Raw genomic sequence first — 15,368 nt, forward strand, 5'->3', positions numbered from 1 at the left:
GCACTCAGGCCTTGACTATCTGACACAGGCTCGACTTGGTTTCCTGCATTTGGGTCACAGGGTCGTAGCCATAGGTCAGGGCCGTGTTGGCGGATTCACCGATGACGTAGGGCACGGTGCCTTCCGGATAGTTGGGGGCCAAACTCTCGCCATGCATCACACCGGCGAAGTGGTAAGGCATAAAGGTCACGCCGGGTTTCACCCTGGGTGTCACCAGTGCCTTGATGAGGATGCGGCCACCCTCTGGGCCTTCCAGCCAGACATTGTCATTGTTGCGAATACCCCGGTCGGCAGCGTCGCCCGGGTTGATTTCCACAAACATCTCCTGCTGCAGCTCGGCCAGCCAGGGGTTGGAGCGGGACTCTTCGCCGCCACCCTCGTACTCCACCAAACGACCGGAGGTGAGCACCAGCGGATAGCTGCCGCTGAAGTCTTTTTCCTGAATCGACTTGTACAGGGTAGGCAGACGGTGCACCTGCATGTCGTCGTAGGTGGGGTACTTGGCCACCAGATCGCGACGGGCGGTGTACAGCGGCTCACGGTGCACAGGCACGGCATCGGGGAAGGTCCACACCACACAGCGGGCACGGGCATTACCGAAAGGAATACAGCCGTGCTTGATGGCAACACGCACGATGCCGCCGGACAGATCCGTCTTCCAGTTTCTGCCTTCGGCCTCGGCTTTTTCTGCCGCTGTCAGGTCGTCCCACCAGCCCAGTTGCTTGAGCATGTCGGCGGTGAATTCGGGATAGCCGTCTTCAATCTCAGCCCCCTTGGAGAAAGAGCCCTCGGCCAGCAGGTTTTGACCCTGATACTCAACGCCATAACGGGCGCGGAAGTTACCGCCGCCGTCTTTCACATGTTTGCTTGTGTTATAGAGAATTTGGGTGCCTGGGTGTTTCATCTCGGGCGTACCCCAACATGGCCATGGCAGACCGTAGGTTTCGCCCTTGCATGGGCCGCCTTCGGCTTCGAGGCTCTTCTGCGAGAAGGTGCCCCAGTTCATGGTGTGGGCCTTGATACGCTCTGGACTCTGGCCTGTCATACCGATGGTCCACATGCCGCGGTTGATTTCGCGGGTGATGTCTTCAATCAGCGGCACGCCATTTTCTTTGCTGATGCGCTTGGTGTATTGCTCGGCAATACCCAGCTTTTCCGCCAGACGGTACATGATTTCGATGTCGGTCTTGGACTCGAACAGCGGCTCGATAACCTGTTCACGCCACTGGATGGAGCGGCCTGAGTTGGAGATGGAACCACGGGTCTCAAACTGGGTCGCGGCAGGCAGCAGATAGACGCCATCTTTACGGCGGTGCATAACACCGGCCATGGTTGGGAAGGGGTCAACCACAACCACTGTGTCCATCTTGTCCAGTGCATCACGCACTTCGCGCTGACGGGTTTCGGTGTTAACCGACTGCCCCCAGAAAAACGCCAGACGGATATTGTCTTTCTGAGCCAGCTTGGCCTTGTCTTCCAGCACACCGTCGTGCCAGCGGGAGCACGGAATACCGGGGGTGGTCATGGGCTCGCGACCCAGGTAAGTGCCATGGTCGAAACGACCCTTGACCCATTCCAGATCCAGATCCCACACATGGGTCCAGTGCTGCCAGGCGGCGCTGGTCAGGCCGTAGTAACCGGGCAGGTTGTCAAACAGCAGGCCCAGGTCGGTGGCGCCCTGTACGTTGTCGTGACCACGGAAGATGTTGGTACCACCACCGGAAACGCCCATGTTGCCCAGCGCCAGCTGCAGAATACTGTAGGCACGGGTGTTGGCGTTACCCACGTGGTGCTGGGTACCACCCATACACCAAACCACGGTGCCGGGGCGGTTATCGGCCATCAGCTTGGCGGCCTGATAGATGGCCTCTTCAGACACACCCGTGATATCAGCCACTTCTTTTGGCGGGAATTTTTTGGCTTCTTCGCGGATTTTGTCCATGCCAAATACGCGCTGGTCGATAAAGGTTTTGTCTTCCCAGCCGTTTTCAAAAATGTGCCACAACATGCCGTAAATAAAGGGAATGTCGGTGCCGGGGCGAATGCCCACGTGCAGGTCGGCGTGGGCCGCTGTGCGGGAGAAGCGCGGGTCGACCACGATGATCTTGGCGTTGTTGCGCTCTTTGGCAGTCAGAATGTGCTGCATGGACACAGGGTGCGCCTCAGCAGGGTTGGCGCCGATAAAGAAGATGGCGCGGGCATTCTGAATGTCGTTGAAAGAGTTGGTTTGCGCACCATAGCCCCAGGTGTTGGCCACACCGGCTACAGTGGTAGAGTGACAAATACGTGCCGAGTGGTCGACGTTGTTGGTGCCCCACATGGCCGCGAGTTTGCGGTACATATAGCAGCCTTCGTTGGAGAACTTGGCCGAGCCCATGAAGTACACAGAATCCGGGCCTGACTCCTGACGAATGCTGAGCATCTTGTCGCCCACTTCGTTAATCGCCTGCTCCCAGCTGATACGTTTCCACTTGCCGCCTTCGAGCTTCATCGGATACTTGAGGCGTTTTTCACCATGGCCGTGCTCACGCAACGCAGCACCCTTGGCACAGTGACCACCGGCGTTGAAGGGGTGATCGAATGCAGGCTCCTGACCGGTCCAGACGCCATTTTGCACTTCGGCATACAGGCCACAACCCACGGCGCAGGCACTGCAAATGGTGCGCTTAATTTCAATCGGCGCATTGTGGGGCACATCTTTGGCCTCGGCGCGGCGCATCATGCCGGTACCAAGCATGGAGGCAGCAGCGATGCCACCGGTGGCAATACCGGCCGTTTTCATAAATTGACGGCGGCTCATGCCCAGCGGCTTGGCCTCGACCTTGGCGGCCACGTCTGAGGTACGGGTAAGTTTCATTACAGACTCCTTTTACTCGCCGCGTAAGCTGGCGTAATAACGGCGGACATGCTCTGTCTCGCGATAGCCCTTGGACTGGGCAGACGCAGACTCGAGTGGCTGTGCCACGGCGCTGCCACAAGTGGCCACGGCTACACCGGCAACACTGCCCATGGCCATGGTCTTGAGAAACGCCCGGCGCTCTGCGCTGTTGGGGGTTGTTTTCATATTGACTCCTGAATTGATCAGCCGGGCTGACCCACCCTGTTAACAAAAAGCATGATTATTGTTGTAAAACTCACTTTTATTAGTGAGTTAGGTAATTTGCGCCGCCACTGTAGCCGCGCGCGTGAGACACAGACTTGATCTGGCGCAGTGTTGTGGCCTGGCGCAGCAGCCAGGAATCGCGTTCTGTTAACAGACGCAAGAAATCAACAAAAAAGCGAGCAGGTAACCCTTTGATACAAAAATGCAAAATAGTTAAATTTGTGAATTTTTTGTGGGGCTTGAGAACCACTAAAAGTCTGTATTGGCTGTGAGATGGATAAGATGGGAGAGCACAGCAGAAATGAGTGGTCAGCGGTTTGATTGGGTGTGAAGTAACACGCGCTCAGCAGGTGGGGTGATATCGGCGGAGGATACCGCCTTGCAGACACAAAAAGGCCCAGTCAACACTGGGCCTTTTTCAACATTGGACTATACATCAGTCCTTGTATTTCAAGCTGCCATTAGCTTTGATTTCGTCGTACCAAAGGTTGTGGTGTTGAATGGCCCAGTTTTCATCACAGTAACCGGACTTCATACACTCCATACCACCTTCACTGAGCACAGTCGCCATCCAGATGTGGACTATGGTGAAAGCGATAATGATGATGGCACTGATGGCGTGGATCAGCAGGGCCGCCATTGAGGCTTCCCGCGGCAGATCCAGGCCGGGCAACACCAGCATCACCCCGGTCACGCTGATAAACAGACCGAAGATGGTCAGGGTCCAGAACCACATCTTTTCACCGGCATTGGCAAAACCACTGTCGGGGTGCTTGCCCTTGAAGGGGCCGAAGTTGATGTAGCCACCCACCAGCAGGAACCATTTCAGGTCATACAGCTTGAAGGTTTGCAGCGGCATCCACTTCACCACACACACTACCCAGGCCAGCATAAATACAGGCCCGGCAAAGTCGTGCACTGTTTTACTGCCATAGATGAGCGATGCCCACAAACCCGAGCCCACATAAGGTTCGAGCACATGGCGCCCCAGCATGATGGTTAAACCGGTGAAGATCAGCAACAAACAGGCAATGGCCATCACCCAGTGGATAGTCAAATCCGCCTTGCTCCAACGGGCCACCAGCTTGCCCGAGAAGCCGTGATGCAGCTTCGAGGGGCCGTTGACCAGATAGAACAGCAGGAAGGCACCGAACACACCCACCACGGCAAAGCCCATGACGGGGGTCAGATACTGGTTGCGGACTTCCTTACCCTGATTACCGGCCACGTTGATCAGCACGCCTGCCTCAACGCCCTGGGCGGTGGTATAACCGGATTCACCGGCCTTTACCGCACGCCACAGATCGGCATCGCTGGTTTGCGCTGCCTGTTGTTGACTGGATTGCTCATCGGCGGCCCAGGCACCCGAAACGGATCCCAGCACCAGAGCCATCGCCAACAAGGCCACAGACCAGAGCTGCTGCAGTGACTTGTTAAACGTTTTGGATAACATTTTCACTCCTATAGCGGCAACAGTGCTCAATGATAACGCGCTGTTGCCACAGCTTGGCCTCAGTTAATCTCACCTGTCTGAGGGTTGTAGCCCCAGATCACGTTGGGATTGCCGCGGGCAGCCATACGCTCACGGTAGATGCTGGATACGACATCTGCATCACCGGCGAGCAGGGCCTTGGTGGCGCACAGCTCGGCGCACATAGGCAGCTTGCCTTCGGCGATACGGTTGGCACCGTACTTCTTACGCTCAGCGTCAGAGAAGTTCTCCTCTGGACCACCGGCGCAGAAGGTGCACTTGTCCATCTTGCCGCGACTGCCAAAGGCGGTCTTTTTCGGGAACTGCGGCGCACCGAACGGACAGGCGTAGAAGCAGTAGCCACAACCGATACAGGTATCTTTGTTGTGCAGCACTATGCCGTCGTCGGTTTTGTAGAAGCAGTTCGCCGGACACACCGCCATACAGGGCGCGTCGGTACAGTGCATACAGGCAACCGAGATTGAGGCCTCGCCGGGTTCACCATCACGGATGGTAACTACACGGCGACGCTGAATACCCCACTCGAGGGCGGAGTCGTTTTCGTTCTTACAAGCGGTGACACAACCGTTACACTCGATGCAGCGCTTGGTGTCACACAGAAATTTCATGACTGCCATAATGGCTTTCTCCTCATCAAGTTACGGTCAGGCTTTAGTGATTTGGCACAGACTGGACTTGGTTTCCTGCATCTGGGTCACAGGGTCATAACCATAGGTCAGTACAGTGTTGGCAGACTCACCCTGGATGTAAGGCACTGTGCCTTCAGGATAATTCTTAACCAAGCTCTCACCTTCAAAGATGCCCGCAAAGTGATATGGCATAAAGCATTCACCGGCAATCACCCTTGGGGTCACCATGGCTTTAACGGTGATCACGGCGCCTTCCGGGCCATGAACCTTCACGTCATCACCATCGCGGATACCACGGTCAGCGGCATCACCAGGGTTGATTTCGATAAACATCTCCTGCTGCAGCTCAGCCAGCCATGGGTTGGAGCGGGTCTCTTCACCACCACCTTCGTATTCCACCAAGCGACCAGAGGTCAATGCCAGTGGGAAGTCCTTGGAGAAGTCCTTCTCCTGGATTGACTTGTACAGGGTTGGCAGACGGTGAACCATGCGGTCGTCATAGGTTGGATACTTGGCAACCAAATCACGACGTGGGGTGTACAGTGGCTCACGGTGCAGCGGGATATCGTCCGGGAAGTTCCACACGATACAACGGGCCTTGGCGTTACCGTAAGGAATACAACCGTGCTTGATGGCAACGCGCTGGATACCGCCGGATACGTCGGTCTTCCAGTTCTTGCCTTCGGCGTATTTCTTCTCTTCTTCGGTCAGGTCATCCCACCAGCCGAGCTGCTTGAGCATGTCAGCGGTGAACTCGGGGTAACCGTCCTGAATTTCAGAGCCCTTGGAGTAGGTGCCTTCCGCCAGGATGTTATTGCCTTCGTGCTCCACACCGAAGCGGGCACGGAAGTTACCACCACCGAAGCGCACTTCACGGTCGGTACGGTAGAGAATTTGGGTACCGGGATGCTTCATCTCGGCTGTACCCCAACATGGCCATGGCAGACCATAGGTTTCACCCTTGGCAGGGCCGCCGGGTGCTTCGAGGCTGTTCACGTCGAAGGTACCCCAGTTTTGCTGGTGCATCTTCAGACGCTCAGGGCTCTGGCCTGTGTAACCAATGGTCCACATGCCGCGGTTGAATTCGCGGGTCACATCCTCCACCAGCGGCTCATCACCGTTGACCTGGATGTGCTTACAGAATTCTTTTTCCACGCCCCACTTCTTGGCCAGCTTGTACATGATCACGTGGTCAGGCAGTGATTCGAACAGCGGCTCAATGACCTTATCGCGCCATTGCAGTGAGCGGTTGGAGGCAGTCACAGAACCATAGGTCTCAAACTGGGTGGCGGCAGGCAACAGATACACACCGTCGGTGCGCTGGTGCATAACACCGGCCATGGTTGGGAATGGGTCAACCACTACCACAGTGTCCATCTTGTTCAGTGCTTCACGCACTTCACGGCCACGGGTTTCGGTGTTGACTGACTGGCCCCAGAAGAATGCCAGACGAATGTTGTCTTTCTGGGCAATCTTGGTCTTGTCTTCCAGGACACCATCGTGCCAGCGGGAACAGGGAATACCCGCCGTGGTTTGTGGCTGCTTGCCGAGGTACTCGCCCTGATCGAAGCGGCCGGATACCCAGGCAGGATCCAGATCCCACACATTGCTCCAGTGCGCCCAGGCACCGGAAGTCAGGCCATAGTAGCCAGGCAGGTTGTCGAACAGCAGACCAAAGTCAGTGGCGCCCTGTACGTTATCGTGGCCACGGAAAATATTGGTACCGCCACCGGACACGCCCATGTTGCCCAGTGCCAACTGCAGAATACAGTAAGCGCGGGTGTTGGCATTACCTACGTGGTGCTGTGTACCACCCATACACCAAACGATGGTGCCAGGCTTGTGTTCGGCCATCATCTTGGCCACGCGGTACATCTGTGCCTTGGAGACACCCACCACGTGTTCTACTTCTTCCGGCGTCCAGCGCTTCACTTCGTCCTGAATACGTTCCATGCCGTAAACACGTGACTTGATAAAGGCTTCATCGTGCCAGCCGTTTTCGAAGATATGCCACAGCAGACCGTAGATGAAGGGGATGTCAGTACCGGGACGGATATGCACGTACTCGTCAGACTTGGCTGCAGTACGGGTGAAACGTGGGTCAACCACAATGATCTTGGCGCCGCGCTCTTTACCGGTGAGCACGTGCTGCATGGCAACAGGGTGCGCTTCGGTTGGGTTGGAGCCGATAAACAGCATGCACTTGGAGTTGCGCATGTCGTTGAAGGAGTTGGTTTGCGCACCATAGCCCCAGGTGTTGGCCACACCGGCTACAGTGGTAGAGTGACAAATACGGGCCGAGTGGTCGACGTTGTTGGTGCCCCACATGGCCGCGAGTTTGCGGTACAGATAAGATTGTTCGTTGGAGAACTTGGCCGAACCCATGAAATACACGGAATCGGGACCGGATTGTTCGCGGATGCTGAGCATCTTGTCGCCAATCTCGTTGATGGCCTGATCCCAGCTGAGTTTCTTCCACTTGCCGCCTTCAAGTTTCATTGGGTACTTGAGGCGCTTTTCACCGTGGCCGTGTTCACGCAGAGAGGCACCCTTGGCACAGTGGCCGCCCTGGTTGAAGGGGTGGTCGAAAGCCGGTTCCTGACCCGTCCACACGCCATTTTGTACTTCGGCGTAGATACCGCAACCCACAGAGCAGTGAGAGCAGATGGTACGCTTCACTTCGGTAGGGGCATTGTGTGGCACGTCTTTGGCTTCGGCGCGGCGCATCATGCCGGTACCCAGCATGGAGGCGGCAGCGATACCACCGGTGGCAAAACCGGCTGACTTGAGGAACTGACGGCGATTCATGCCGAGGCTGGGCTTTTCTGCCTGACGGGCCTCGGTGGAGGTGCGTGTCAATCGCATCTTAATCTCCTTGGTTAAAGGTTACCTGGCTCAGTTGCGCAGGGTGGCGTAGTAATTGCGGATATGTTCAGTCTCGCGGTACTTGTCGCTTTGCGCTTCTGGTGCGGCTTCGGTTGGGGCTGCAGTAGCGCTGCCAGCAACTGTGGCCGCAGCCACGGCGCCACCGCCAATGGCCAGAGCCTTGAGCAGTTCGCGACGACTCATTTCGGAAGCTTGCTTCTTCATGTTGTCTCCTTGTTGTTATCGCACCCGGCCGAGGCCGGGCAGTTTTTTGTGGCGGCTCTCGCCGCCGGTTTCTTGTCCTGCCTGTCGGAATTAATGCACTTCAACCGCTTCCTGACTGGCGGGGGCAATCTCGGCCGAGCCCGGGCAATTTACCGGGATGTCCAGGCTCAGCTGTTCAAACTCATTGGCTTCCACGGCAAAAAATGCCTTGGCAAGTTGGGCTACCGTGGCGTAAAAGGCCGAACTCGGCGCTTTGGCCACGGCATCACAGAAGCGGTCTATCCAGCTGCCAATATGGCGCTGATAGAAGGCCAGTTGGCGATAGCCGGGGGCTTCGAGGATAAGCACGCCCATGACTTCACACAGGGCTGCCACGTGATCTTCCGGCTCCTTGACGTTGTCCTCACGCTCAAAGCCCATCTGGGCCAGATCCTGGCGCAGAAGCGCCAGGGGCGTATCCATCAGGGAGCCAGTCATGAACCAGCTGCCATAGGGCAGGATTTCACCGCAGCCCACGCCGAGAAACAGGGCGAAGTACTCGTCTTCCAGCTGCTCCGGAGTGAACTGACCGGCGGCCAACTTGATGGCTGCCCAGGCACGGGTCATGTCGTTATCCTGCTCATCCTCAACTTCCAGGCCCTGTAAAAAGGCCAGCAGTTCGGCTGAAGGGGCACGGCGCAGCAAGGCCGCCAACAACTGGTAAATGTCTGCCCGGAACTGATCGTTTTCTGATACTTGTCGAATAGCTTGGGTCATAGCGCGTCTCTTATCTCAGTTGCTTTTCCGGATCTTGAAGGATGTCTTCAAACATGTCTTTCACGCGGCAATCGCCACACATCTTGAGTCGTTCGATGTTGGCGGAAAATGCCGAGTGCATGCCGACCATATCCAGCATCCGGTGCACCATGGATTGGGTCGCAAAGGGCGCGCCGCAGCGCACACACTCAAAGGGTTTTTCTTCCTTGAGTACCCGCGCCGCCTGGCGGCTTGGGGCATCAAAATTCACCTGGGGCACCAGGCTGATGACCTTCTCTGGGCAGGCGGCTTCACAGAGGCCACACTGCACACAGTTTTGTTCAGTAAACAGCAGCTTGGGCTCATCACCACCGTCCTTGAGGGCAGCAGTGGGACAAATAGCCACACAGGACATACACAGGGTGCAGTTATCTGTGGCGACTGTGACCTTGCCGAAGGGGATGTTGCCCATGGGCATGATGCTGTTGATGTCGGCAGCCTGGCTGTTGAGGTGATCAATCGCGGCATACAGGGTGTCGCGCTTACTGCCACCGCCAAAGGCGGCTGGCACGGTCACAGGCCAATCCAGACTGATATCCAGAGCCGGCGTCAGCGCGGCCAGCTCAGCCTCGTCAATCAAACGCACCCGCGCTGGCTGACCCATTTCGGCCAAGATACGGCAGGCCAGTGCGATTTCGCCCTTGAGCATGGCAGTCAAGGTGGGCGCTGTGGCCTGGGTATTCAGCACCAGCACTTCGCGGGCACCCCATGCCAGAGCAGCCAGCCAATGGTCCATGGAGGCCACGGTAATTTCTTCCAGTGCTACCGGCAGTACCTCACCGGGCAAGGTGTCATTGATGAGTCCCGCGCCCTGATGCTGATCGTGGAACAGGATCACCGGGGCTTCGAGGGCCTCGTCTCGAAAACGTGAAACCAGTTTGTTGAGGAAACTGTGCAGGGCCTGGGGGTTGGGCAAATCGTAGCTGATGGCCCCCGTTGGACAGGCATTGGTACAGCTGCCGGCACCGTGACACAGGTAAGGGTCGATTTCGATTTTCTTTTCCACGCTTTGAATGGCATCAGCGGGGCAAAAATTGAGACAGCGGTTACAACCATTAAGCCCATTGCGATTGTGGGCGCACAGGTCGGCATTCACCTTCACATAACGGGGTTTGTCGAATTGGCCGACCAGTTCGGGGATTTGCGCCAACGCCTCAGCCAGTTTGGCTTCGTCCTGGCCAACATGAAAATAGCCCGGTGGCAGCAGTTCCAGCTGAATAGCGGGCTCAATGGACAGGTCGAGCACTATGTCGAAATGGGGGCGGCGAATCGCCACGGTGGACAGCTGTGCCTGGGTGCCATTTTGCTCGACCGTGGCCTGAAACTGCCCCAGAAAGCCCTTGATGGACACCAGCTTGTTGTAATAGCTCTCGACATCGGGGGCAGCATTCATCACCCGCTCGAGGTGTGCTTCGTCCTGACTGGAAATATCGTCGGTGGCCAGAATCACCAGGCTCGCCATGGCAGACAGCTTGTCTGCGGCAAGACGGGCCAAGTCCTCTGCGCCAAGAATAAGGACATGTCCCTCGGTGGAGTAACTCACCGTGGGTGGAATCAGGTTCCCGAGGATCCGGGTTTGGGCCAATACCTGACTGCGAATATCCGCGTGTCTGGCCCTGCGTGTTGTCTCTGTCATGCTCACGTTGCGTTCCTGAACAGTTCTTTGGCTGTTTCTGTACGTAAGGGTCGGTGTTTTTCTGTTTATTTTGCGCAACTTGCGCCACCTGACCGCCCTATTTACAGCAATTCACATACCAGTTTTATGGACATTAAACTCGGTTAAACTGACCCTGAGCGACAGGGTGCTCCGCCTCTGTAACTTCCTCCAGGTCATTTTGGGACAACTGCTCTGGCTCCTCAGGCAAATTGTCCGCCGTATCGGCCAGCACCTCTTCCCCGGGGGCCGACGTTGCGGCGACCTGAGGTTCTTCCTCTTCGGTGGTGGCTTCCATCACATGCCTGAACACCTTTTTCGCCAGCTCCATAGAGGCATCGGCGCTCAGCTTGGGCTGGTTGGAATAGTCGAGTGCATACTCAATCAGGCCATCGATATGGTTGTACTGGGGTTGCTTCCACAAAGCGCGCAGGGCAGCCGTGCGGGTAAGAGGATCCACATCGGTCGACATAAAGCGGGCAAAACTGCCGCCCACCTCGATGGAATCAGGATCCGGCAAGGGCTCAGCGGGGAGCTCGGCATCGGCTTCAGCCTCAGTACTTAAGTCCGCTTGGGTATCCGCCACTTTTGACTCATCGGTGAGCGCAGTGTCAGCCGTCGACACAGCCTCAGGAGCTGTGCTCTCAGCGTTGGTAAGCTCTTGAGTGTTCGCAAGCTCAACGGCTTCTTCGGCAGCTACCGCTTCACGCCGGGCTTGCCAGCGTCCCAGAAAACCGCGGGAAGTATCGCTCATCAGGACCTCCTGGCGTTTGCTTCGGCCAGTTCCTTGCGGCGGTTAACGTGTTTGCGGCGGTGGGCGCTGATCTCCACTTCACCGTGGCGGGTGATAAAGGCTTCAATCCAGCAAGCCACGGCTTCGGGCATGGCCATGTTCAGCACCGGGGTATCACCTTCCAGACACCCGGCAGCCACGTTTTGATCGGCACTGATGCTGGCCGGCACCCAGGTGCCATCTGCCAGCTCATCACACACGATGTAAAGCATGGGATTATCCATATCCAGATTCAGGCGATAACTCGCGCGTTCGTCCAAATACAGCTCGAGCAGTACCAACTGCCCTTCTCCTTCGCCTGCCTGACTGGCAGGAATAACTGAATCCAGCTCCCAGGTGGTGGAAGTCCATCGTCCCACCTGTTTTTCCACTTTTTTGAGCGACACATACATGGGCCAAACGCTTTGGGTGTGTTGCATCTTCTCATTCCTCAGGGTTGGGTGCGGCCAGGGAGCCCGCACCGGCTCTTCACCCCAGACTGCAAAAAGGGTGCCAGTCGATGGGCTGGAGAAGTTTGAAGTGGATCATCAAATCCTTGGTATTTATAGGACAATTTGTCCCAAGCCGATAATGAAGTGGGACATAACAACACGCTCAACGGAAAATCTGTCGGAAAAACTGCGGTGGCGGATCACAAAATCCGGACGGGTACGATACTTGCTAAGCATCAGGGCAAGTTCTCCCTTTGAGGTTCGCCATGACGGCTGCAAAACCCCACACCCGCTTTATCAAAACCAGTGCTGAGGCCCCCTTAACCATTGCCGTGACTGCAGTGGACGAGACAGGCGCCGTGCTCGACAAGCAGATTGCCTGCGAGCGCCCCCTGACCCTGTATCTTAACTGGCGTCCCATAGTCACCCTGATGACCCTGGGCGCCCGCCCCGAAGCGCTGGCACTGGGATACATGAAAAATCAGGGATTTATTAAAGACCTGGCACAATTGGAGTCTGTGATTGTGGATTGGGCGGTCAGCTCGGCAGCCATCATCACCCGTGAGCAAACCGAAGACCTTGATAAAAAGTTATCGGAAAAAACCGTGACCACCGGCTGCGGTCAGGGCACGGTTTATGGCGATCTGATGGCTGGTCTCGACGACATCACACTGCCGGTGCCCAGCCTCAAACAAAGCACCCTTTACGGGCTGCTGCGTAACATCAACGACTACAACGACACTTATAAAAACGCCGGTGCGGTGCACGGCTGCGGCCTGTGTGAAGGTGAGCAGATACGCTCCTTTGTGGAGGACGTGGGTCGTCACAACGCGGTAGACACGCTGGCCGGTGAGATGTGGCTCAAGGGCGAAGTCGGCAGCGACAAGATTTTCTATACCACAGGTCGCCTGACCTCAGAGATGGTGATCAAGGTGGCCAAAATGGGCATTCCCGTGCTGCTGTCACGCAGTGGCGTGACCCAAATGGGGCTGGAACTCGCCCAACAACTCGGAATAACCCTTATCGCCAGAGCGAAAGGTCGGCACTTTTTGGTGTATCACGGCGCCGAGACCATAGATTTTGATGCAACCCCAGGGAAGACAGGACAAGGATAATGACCGACGAAGTGCAGCTGGTGTACATGAGCGCCAAACAGGTGGCTGAGTATTTGGACCTCAATGAAAAAAAGGTCTATGCCATGGCCAATGACCGCATCTTGCCCGCCACCAAGGTAACGGGCAAATGGTTGTTTCCAAAGGTGCTTATTGACAGATGGGTAATGGACTCGTGCCACAGTGGCATGCTCACCGATCGCCTGATTATCACCGGCAGTGACGATCCTCTGTTGTCGATGCTGGTTGCAAGACTCATGGGCAAGGTAGGCAGTCGCGAACTGGTGAGTTACAGCGCCACAGGTTCACGTTTGGGGCTGGAGCTGCTCGCCAAGGGTTACGCCGACGTCTGCACCCTGCACTGGGGCAGCTTTGATGAGCGCAACATCCGCCATACCGGGCTGCTCAAAGGCTATCAAAACCACCAGCAATGGATACTGGTTCACGGCTACAAGCGTGCACAGGGGCTGATAGTGCGGCCGGAAATGCATCACAGGGTGCAGGATCAGACAGAACTCTTTACCCAGCCCCTGCGTTGGGTAAGACGTCAGAATGGTGCCGGCAGCCAGCAGCATCTGGAACATTGGTTGATGACAAGGGGCATAGCCGCCACCGAACTGGATGTGCGTTTTACGGCATTGAGTGAGCGGGAGCTGGCGGGCTACATCGCCCGGGAAGACGCCGATATTGGCTTTGGCTGCCAGGCGGTAGCCAGAGAGAGCGGCCTGGCCTTCGTGCCACTGCTGACCGAGTCCTTTGACTTTGTGATGTCGCAGGGCATCTATTTCCGCCGCCAGTTACAACAACTGCTGGGCATGCTTACCGCACCCGACACCCGCCAGGTCGCTGCCATGCTGGGTGGCTACGACTTAAGTGGCGCCGGGCAACTGCTCTGGTCTCAGGGACAATAATCAGGCAACAGACTCAAAGCGCCAGGCCAGTATCCGGGTGATTTTTTGCCCCTGCTGCATTTCTATCACCTTGATTTCACTGGCGCCGCGCTGCTCCAAACGCCGCTTGCAGGGACGCAGATTTTCGCTTTTGGACACCAGTGTCGTAAACCACAGACACAGGCCCGGCAGGCGGGCGCTTTCGTCTATCAGACGCAGCAGAAAGCTGCGCTCACCCCCATCGCACCATAGCTCGGCATCCTGCCCACCAAAATTGAGTGTCTGCGGCTTGCCTTGCCCACTGACGTGGCGCTGACCACGGCTCCTGGCCAACCCTTCGAGTTTACGGTTAGTACCCGAGGCCGCTTCGGCGGCACTGGCATGAAACGGCGGGTTACAGACGCAAGCGGCAAAACGCTCGTTGGTCTGGGTTACGCCGGTCAGAATATGCCTGGCATTACTTTGAAAACGCAGACTAATGAGTTTCTCAAGCTCGGGATTGGCTTTGAGTATGGTCGCCACATGGGTGAGCGAGGCCCTGGCGATGTCCGTTGCCACCACGGCACGGCCGAAACGGCTTGCCGCCAGCAGCGCATAAATACCATTGGCCCCCGTGCCTATATCCAGCAGTGGCAATCCATCGGCGCCCGGCGTTTGCCTGAGCAGGTCTTCAAGATGATGCAGGTAATCTACCCGGCCCGGGATTGGAGGGCACAAGAAGCCCTTGGGAATATCCCAGTGGCTGATGCCATAGTGATGTTTCAATAAGGCACAGTTGAGCGCCTTCACCGCCTCAGGTCGGGCAAAGTCGATGGACAAATTGCCATAGGCATTGGGGCGCACAAAGGGTTTCAGCGGAGGATGACTCGCCACCAGCGCGGGAAAGTCATAGCCATCGCGATGGGCATTGGCAGGATGCAGCCCCTTAGGCAGCCCTTTTGATTGGGTCGTTTTTGTGGTCATAACAGAGAAAAACGGCGCCATCCGGCGCCGCCTTTAGCCTTTAATCGTACAGGTAGCGGGTAAAAAGCAGGTTGACTATCAGAGCCTTGCCCGTTTCACCTTCAATGAGTCGGTTAACGGCGGCGTAGCATTCACGGCGAATTTCTTCACGGCCTGTGAGTGACTTTATTTTCTCTTCTGGCTGGTTACCGAGAATTTCGATAATGGCCGCCCTGAGCAGTGGGTCGTGGCGCTCAATTTGAATGAGGTCATCGGGATTTTTCACCATCAGCTCCACGCTGATGCGCACAAAGCCCAGTTTTTTGCGGTTGGAAATATAGTTGGTGACTATTTCCGGCTCAAAGCCGTAATAGGCATATTCTTCCAGTTTTTTTTCCTCTTCTGCCCAGGAGGGCATTCCAAGAGACATCACCAGC

Annotated in this window: 14 protein-coding genes; 2 read left to right on the top strand and 12 right to left on the bottom strand. The window is 56.5% G+C overall.

Features of this window, described 5'->3' with window-relative positions:
* Window positions 1–4: 4 nt before the first annotated feature.
* The 10 genes from K0H63_RS19695 to K0H63_RS19740 all read right to left on the bottom strand — a co-directional run bounded on the left by K0H63_RS19695 (window position 5) and on the right by K0H63_RS19740 (window position 11,975).
* Window positions 5–2,857 carry a molybdopterin-dependent oxidoreductase gene (locus K0H63_RS19695; RefSeq protein ID WP_220066159.1) on the bottom strand — a complete coding sequence of 951 codons (2,853 nt, stop codon included), beginning with the start codon at window positions 2,855–2,857 and terminating at the stop codon, window positions 5–7.
* Between the two features lie 12 nt (window positions 2,858–2,869).
* Window positions 2,870–3,064 carry a formate dehydrogenase gene (locus K0H63_RS19700; protein WP_220066160.1) on the bottom strand — a complete coding sequence of 65 codons (195 nt, stop codon included), beginning with the start codon at window positions 3,062–3,064 and terminating at the stop codon, window positions 2,870–2,872.
* Between the two features lie 475 nt (window positions 3,065–3,539).
* Window positions 3,540–4,556 (bottom strand): formate dehydrogenase subunit gamma, encoded by a 1,017-nt coding sequence (locus tag K0H63_RS19705; protein WP_220066161.1) that lies wholly within the window; start codon window positions 4,554–4,556, stop codon window positions 3,540–3,542.
* A gap of 59 nt (window positions 4,557–4,615) precedes the next feature.
* Window positions 4,616–5,212, bottom strand: coding sequence for a formate dehydrogenase FDH3 subunit beta (gene fdh3B, locus K0H63_RS19710; RefSeq protein WP_220066162.1), 597 nt, complete (start codon window positions 5,210–5,212; stop codon window positions 4,616–4,618).
* 27 nt (window positions 5,213–5,239) lie between these two features.
* Window positions 5,240–8,089, bottom strand: coding sequence for a formate dehydrogenase subunit alpha (locus K0H63_RS19715; protein WP_220066163.1), 2,850 nt, complete (start codon window positions 8,087–8,089; stop codon window positions 5,240–5,242).
* 30 nt (window positions 8,090–8,119) lie between these two features.
* Window positions 8,120–8,314, bottom strand: coding sequence for a twin-arginine translocation signal domain-containing protein (locus tag K0H63_RS19720; RefSeq protein WP_220066164.1), 195 nt, complete (start codon window positions 8,312–8,314; stop codon window positions 8,120–8,122).
* A gap of 90 nt (window positions 8,315–8,404) precedes the next feature.
* Window positions 8,405–9,070, bottom strand: a complete 666-nt coding sequence (locus K0H63_RS19725; protein ID WP_220066165.1) for a TorD/DmsD family molecular chaperone — start codon at window positions 9,068–9,070, stop codon at window positions 8,405–8,407.
* A gap of 10 nt (window positions 9,071–9,080) precedes the next feature.
* Window positions 9,081–10,745 carry a 4Fe-4S binding protein gene (locus K0H63_RS19730; protein WP_220066166.1) on the bottom strand — a complete coding sequence of 555 codons (1,665 nt, stop codon included), beginning with the start codon at window positions 10,743–10,745 and terminating at the stop codon, window positions 9,081–9,083.
* Window positions 10,746–10,878: 133 nt separating this feature from the next.
* Entirely contained in the window at window positions 10,879–11,517 is a 639-nt protein-coding gene (locus tag K0H63_RS19735; RefSeq protein ID WP_220066167.1) for a DUF3306 domain-containing protein, read from the bottom strand.
* Complete coding sequence (locus tag K0H63_RS19740) at window positions 11,517–11,975, bottom strand: DUF3305 domain-containing protein (protein WP_220066168.1); 459 nt, start codon at window positions 11,973–11,975, stop codon at window positions 11,517–11,519. The genes K0H63_RS19735 and K0H63_RS19740 overlap by 1 nt, the downstream gene beginning before the upstream one ends.
* Before the next feature lie 278 nt (window positions 11,976–12,253).
* Between K0H63_RS19740 and K0H63_RS19745 the strand changes: the two genes are divergently transcribed.
* Window positions 12,254–13,102 (top strand): formate dehydrogenase accessory sulfurtransferase FdhD, encoded by an 849-nt coding sequence (locus tag K0H63_RS19745; RefSeq protein ID WP_220066169.1) that lies wholly within the window; start codon window positions 12,254–12,256, stop codon window positions 13,100–13,102.
* A complete protein-coding gene (locus K0H63_RS19750) occupies window positions 13,102–14,010 on the top strand; it encodes a substrate-binding domain-containing protein (RefSeq protein WP_220066170.1) in 909 nt (302 codons plus the stop codon). Before K0H63_RS19745 ends, K0H63_RS19750 begins: the two co-directional genes overlap by 1 nt.
* On the opposite strand, the gene rlmF is transcribed toward K0H63_RS19750, so the two are convergent.
* Both rlmF and K0H63_RS19760 read right to left on the bottom strand, forming a co-directional pair.
* Window positions 14,011–14,952, bottom strand: a complete 942-nt coding sequence (gene rlmF / locus K0H63_RS19755; protein WP_258405619.1) for a 23S rRNA (adenine(1618)-N(6))-methyltransferase RlmF — start codon at window positions 14,950–14,952, stop codon at window positions 14,011–14,013.
* Between the two features lie 40 nt (window positions 14,953–14,992).
* Window positions 14,993–15,361 carry a flagellar basal body-associated protein FliL gene (locus K0H63_RS19760; protein WP_408733402.1) on the bottom strand — a complete coding sequence of 123 codons (369 nt, stop codon included), beginning with the start codon at window positions 15,359–15,361 and terminating at the stop codon, window positions 14,993–14,995.
* Between the last annotated feature and the right edge of the window lie 7 nt (window positions 15,362–15,368).

The organism is Shewanella zhangzhouensis, from assembly GCF_019457615.1.
In the GTDB taxonomy this organism is placed as follows: Bacteria; Pseudomonadota; Gammaproteobacteria; order Enterobacterales; family Shewanellaceae; genus Shewanella; species Shewanella zhangzhouensis.

Coding starts and splice junctions, on each gene's coding strand:
- rlmF (WP_258405619.1), bottom strand. CDS start 14,952: ATGACCACAAAAACGACCCAATCAAAAGGGCTGCCTAAGGGGCTGCAT.
- K0H63_RS19715 (WP_220066163.1), bottom strand. CDS start 8,089: ATGCGATTGACACGCACCTCCACCGAGGCCCGTCAGGCAGAAAAGCCC.
- K0H63_RS19700 (WP_220066160.1), bottom strand. CDS start 3,064: ATGAAAACAACCCCCAACAGCGCAGAGCGCCGGGCGTTTCTCAAGACC.
- K0H63_RS19720 (WP_220066164.1), bottom strand. CDS start 8,314: ATGAAGAAGCAAGCTTCCGAAATGAGTCGTCGCGAACTGCTCAAGGCT.
- K0H63_RS19730 (WP_220066166.1), bottom strand. CDS start 10,745: ATGACAGAGACAACACGCAGGGCCAGACACGCGGATATTCGCAGTCAG.
- K0H63_RS19735 (WP_220066167.1), bottom strand. CDS start 11,517: ATGAGCGATACTTCCCGCGGTTTTCTGGGACGCTGGCAAGCCCGGCGT.
- K0H63_RS19750 (WP_220066170.1), top strand. CDS start 13,102: ATGACCGACGAAGTGCAGCTGGTGTACATGAGCGCCAAACAGGTGGCT.
- K0H63_RS19695 (WP_220066159.1), bottom strand. CDS start 2,857: ATGAAACTTACCCGTACCTCAGACGTGGCCGCCAAGGTCGAGGCCAAG.
- K0H63_RS19705 (WP_220066161.1), bottom strand. CDS start 4,556: ATGTTATCCAAAACGTTTAACAAGTCACTGCAGCAGCTCTGGTCTGTG.
- K0H63_RS19760 (WP_408733402.1), bottom strand. CDS start 15,361: ATGTCTCTTGGAATGCCCTCCTGGGCAGAAGAGGAAAAAAAACTGGAA.
- K0H63_RS19745 (WP_220066169.1), top strand. CDS start 12,254: ATGACGGCTGCAAAACCCCACACCCGCTTTATCAAAACCAGTGCTGAG.
- K0H63_RS19740 (WP_220066168.1), bottom strand. CDS start 11,975: ATGCAACACACCCAAAGCGTTTGGCCCATGTATGTGTCGCTCAAAAAA.
- K0H63_RS19725 (WP_220066165.1), bottom strand. CDS start 9,070: ATGACCCAAGCTATTCGACAAGTATCAGAAAACGATCAGTTCCGGGCA.
- fdh3B (WP_220066162.1), bottom strand. CDS start 5,212: ATGGCAGTCATGAAATTTCTGTGTGACACCAAGCGCTGCATCGAGTGT.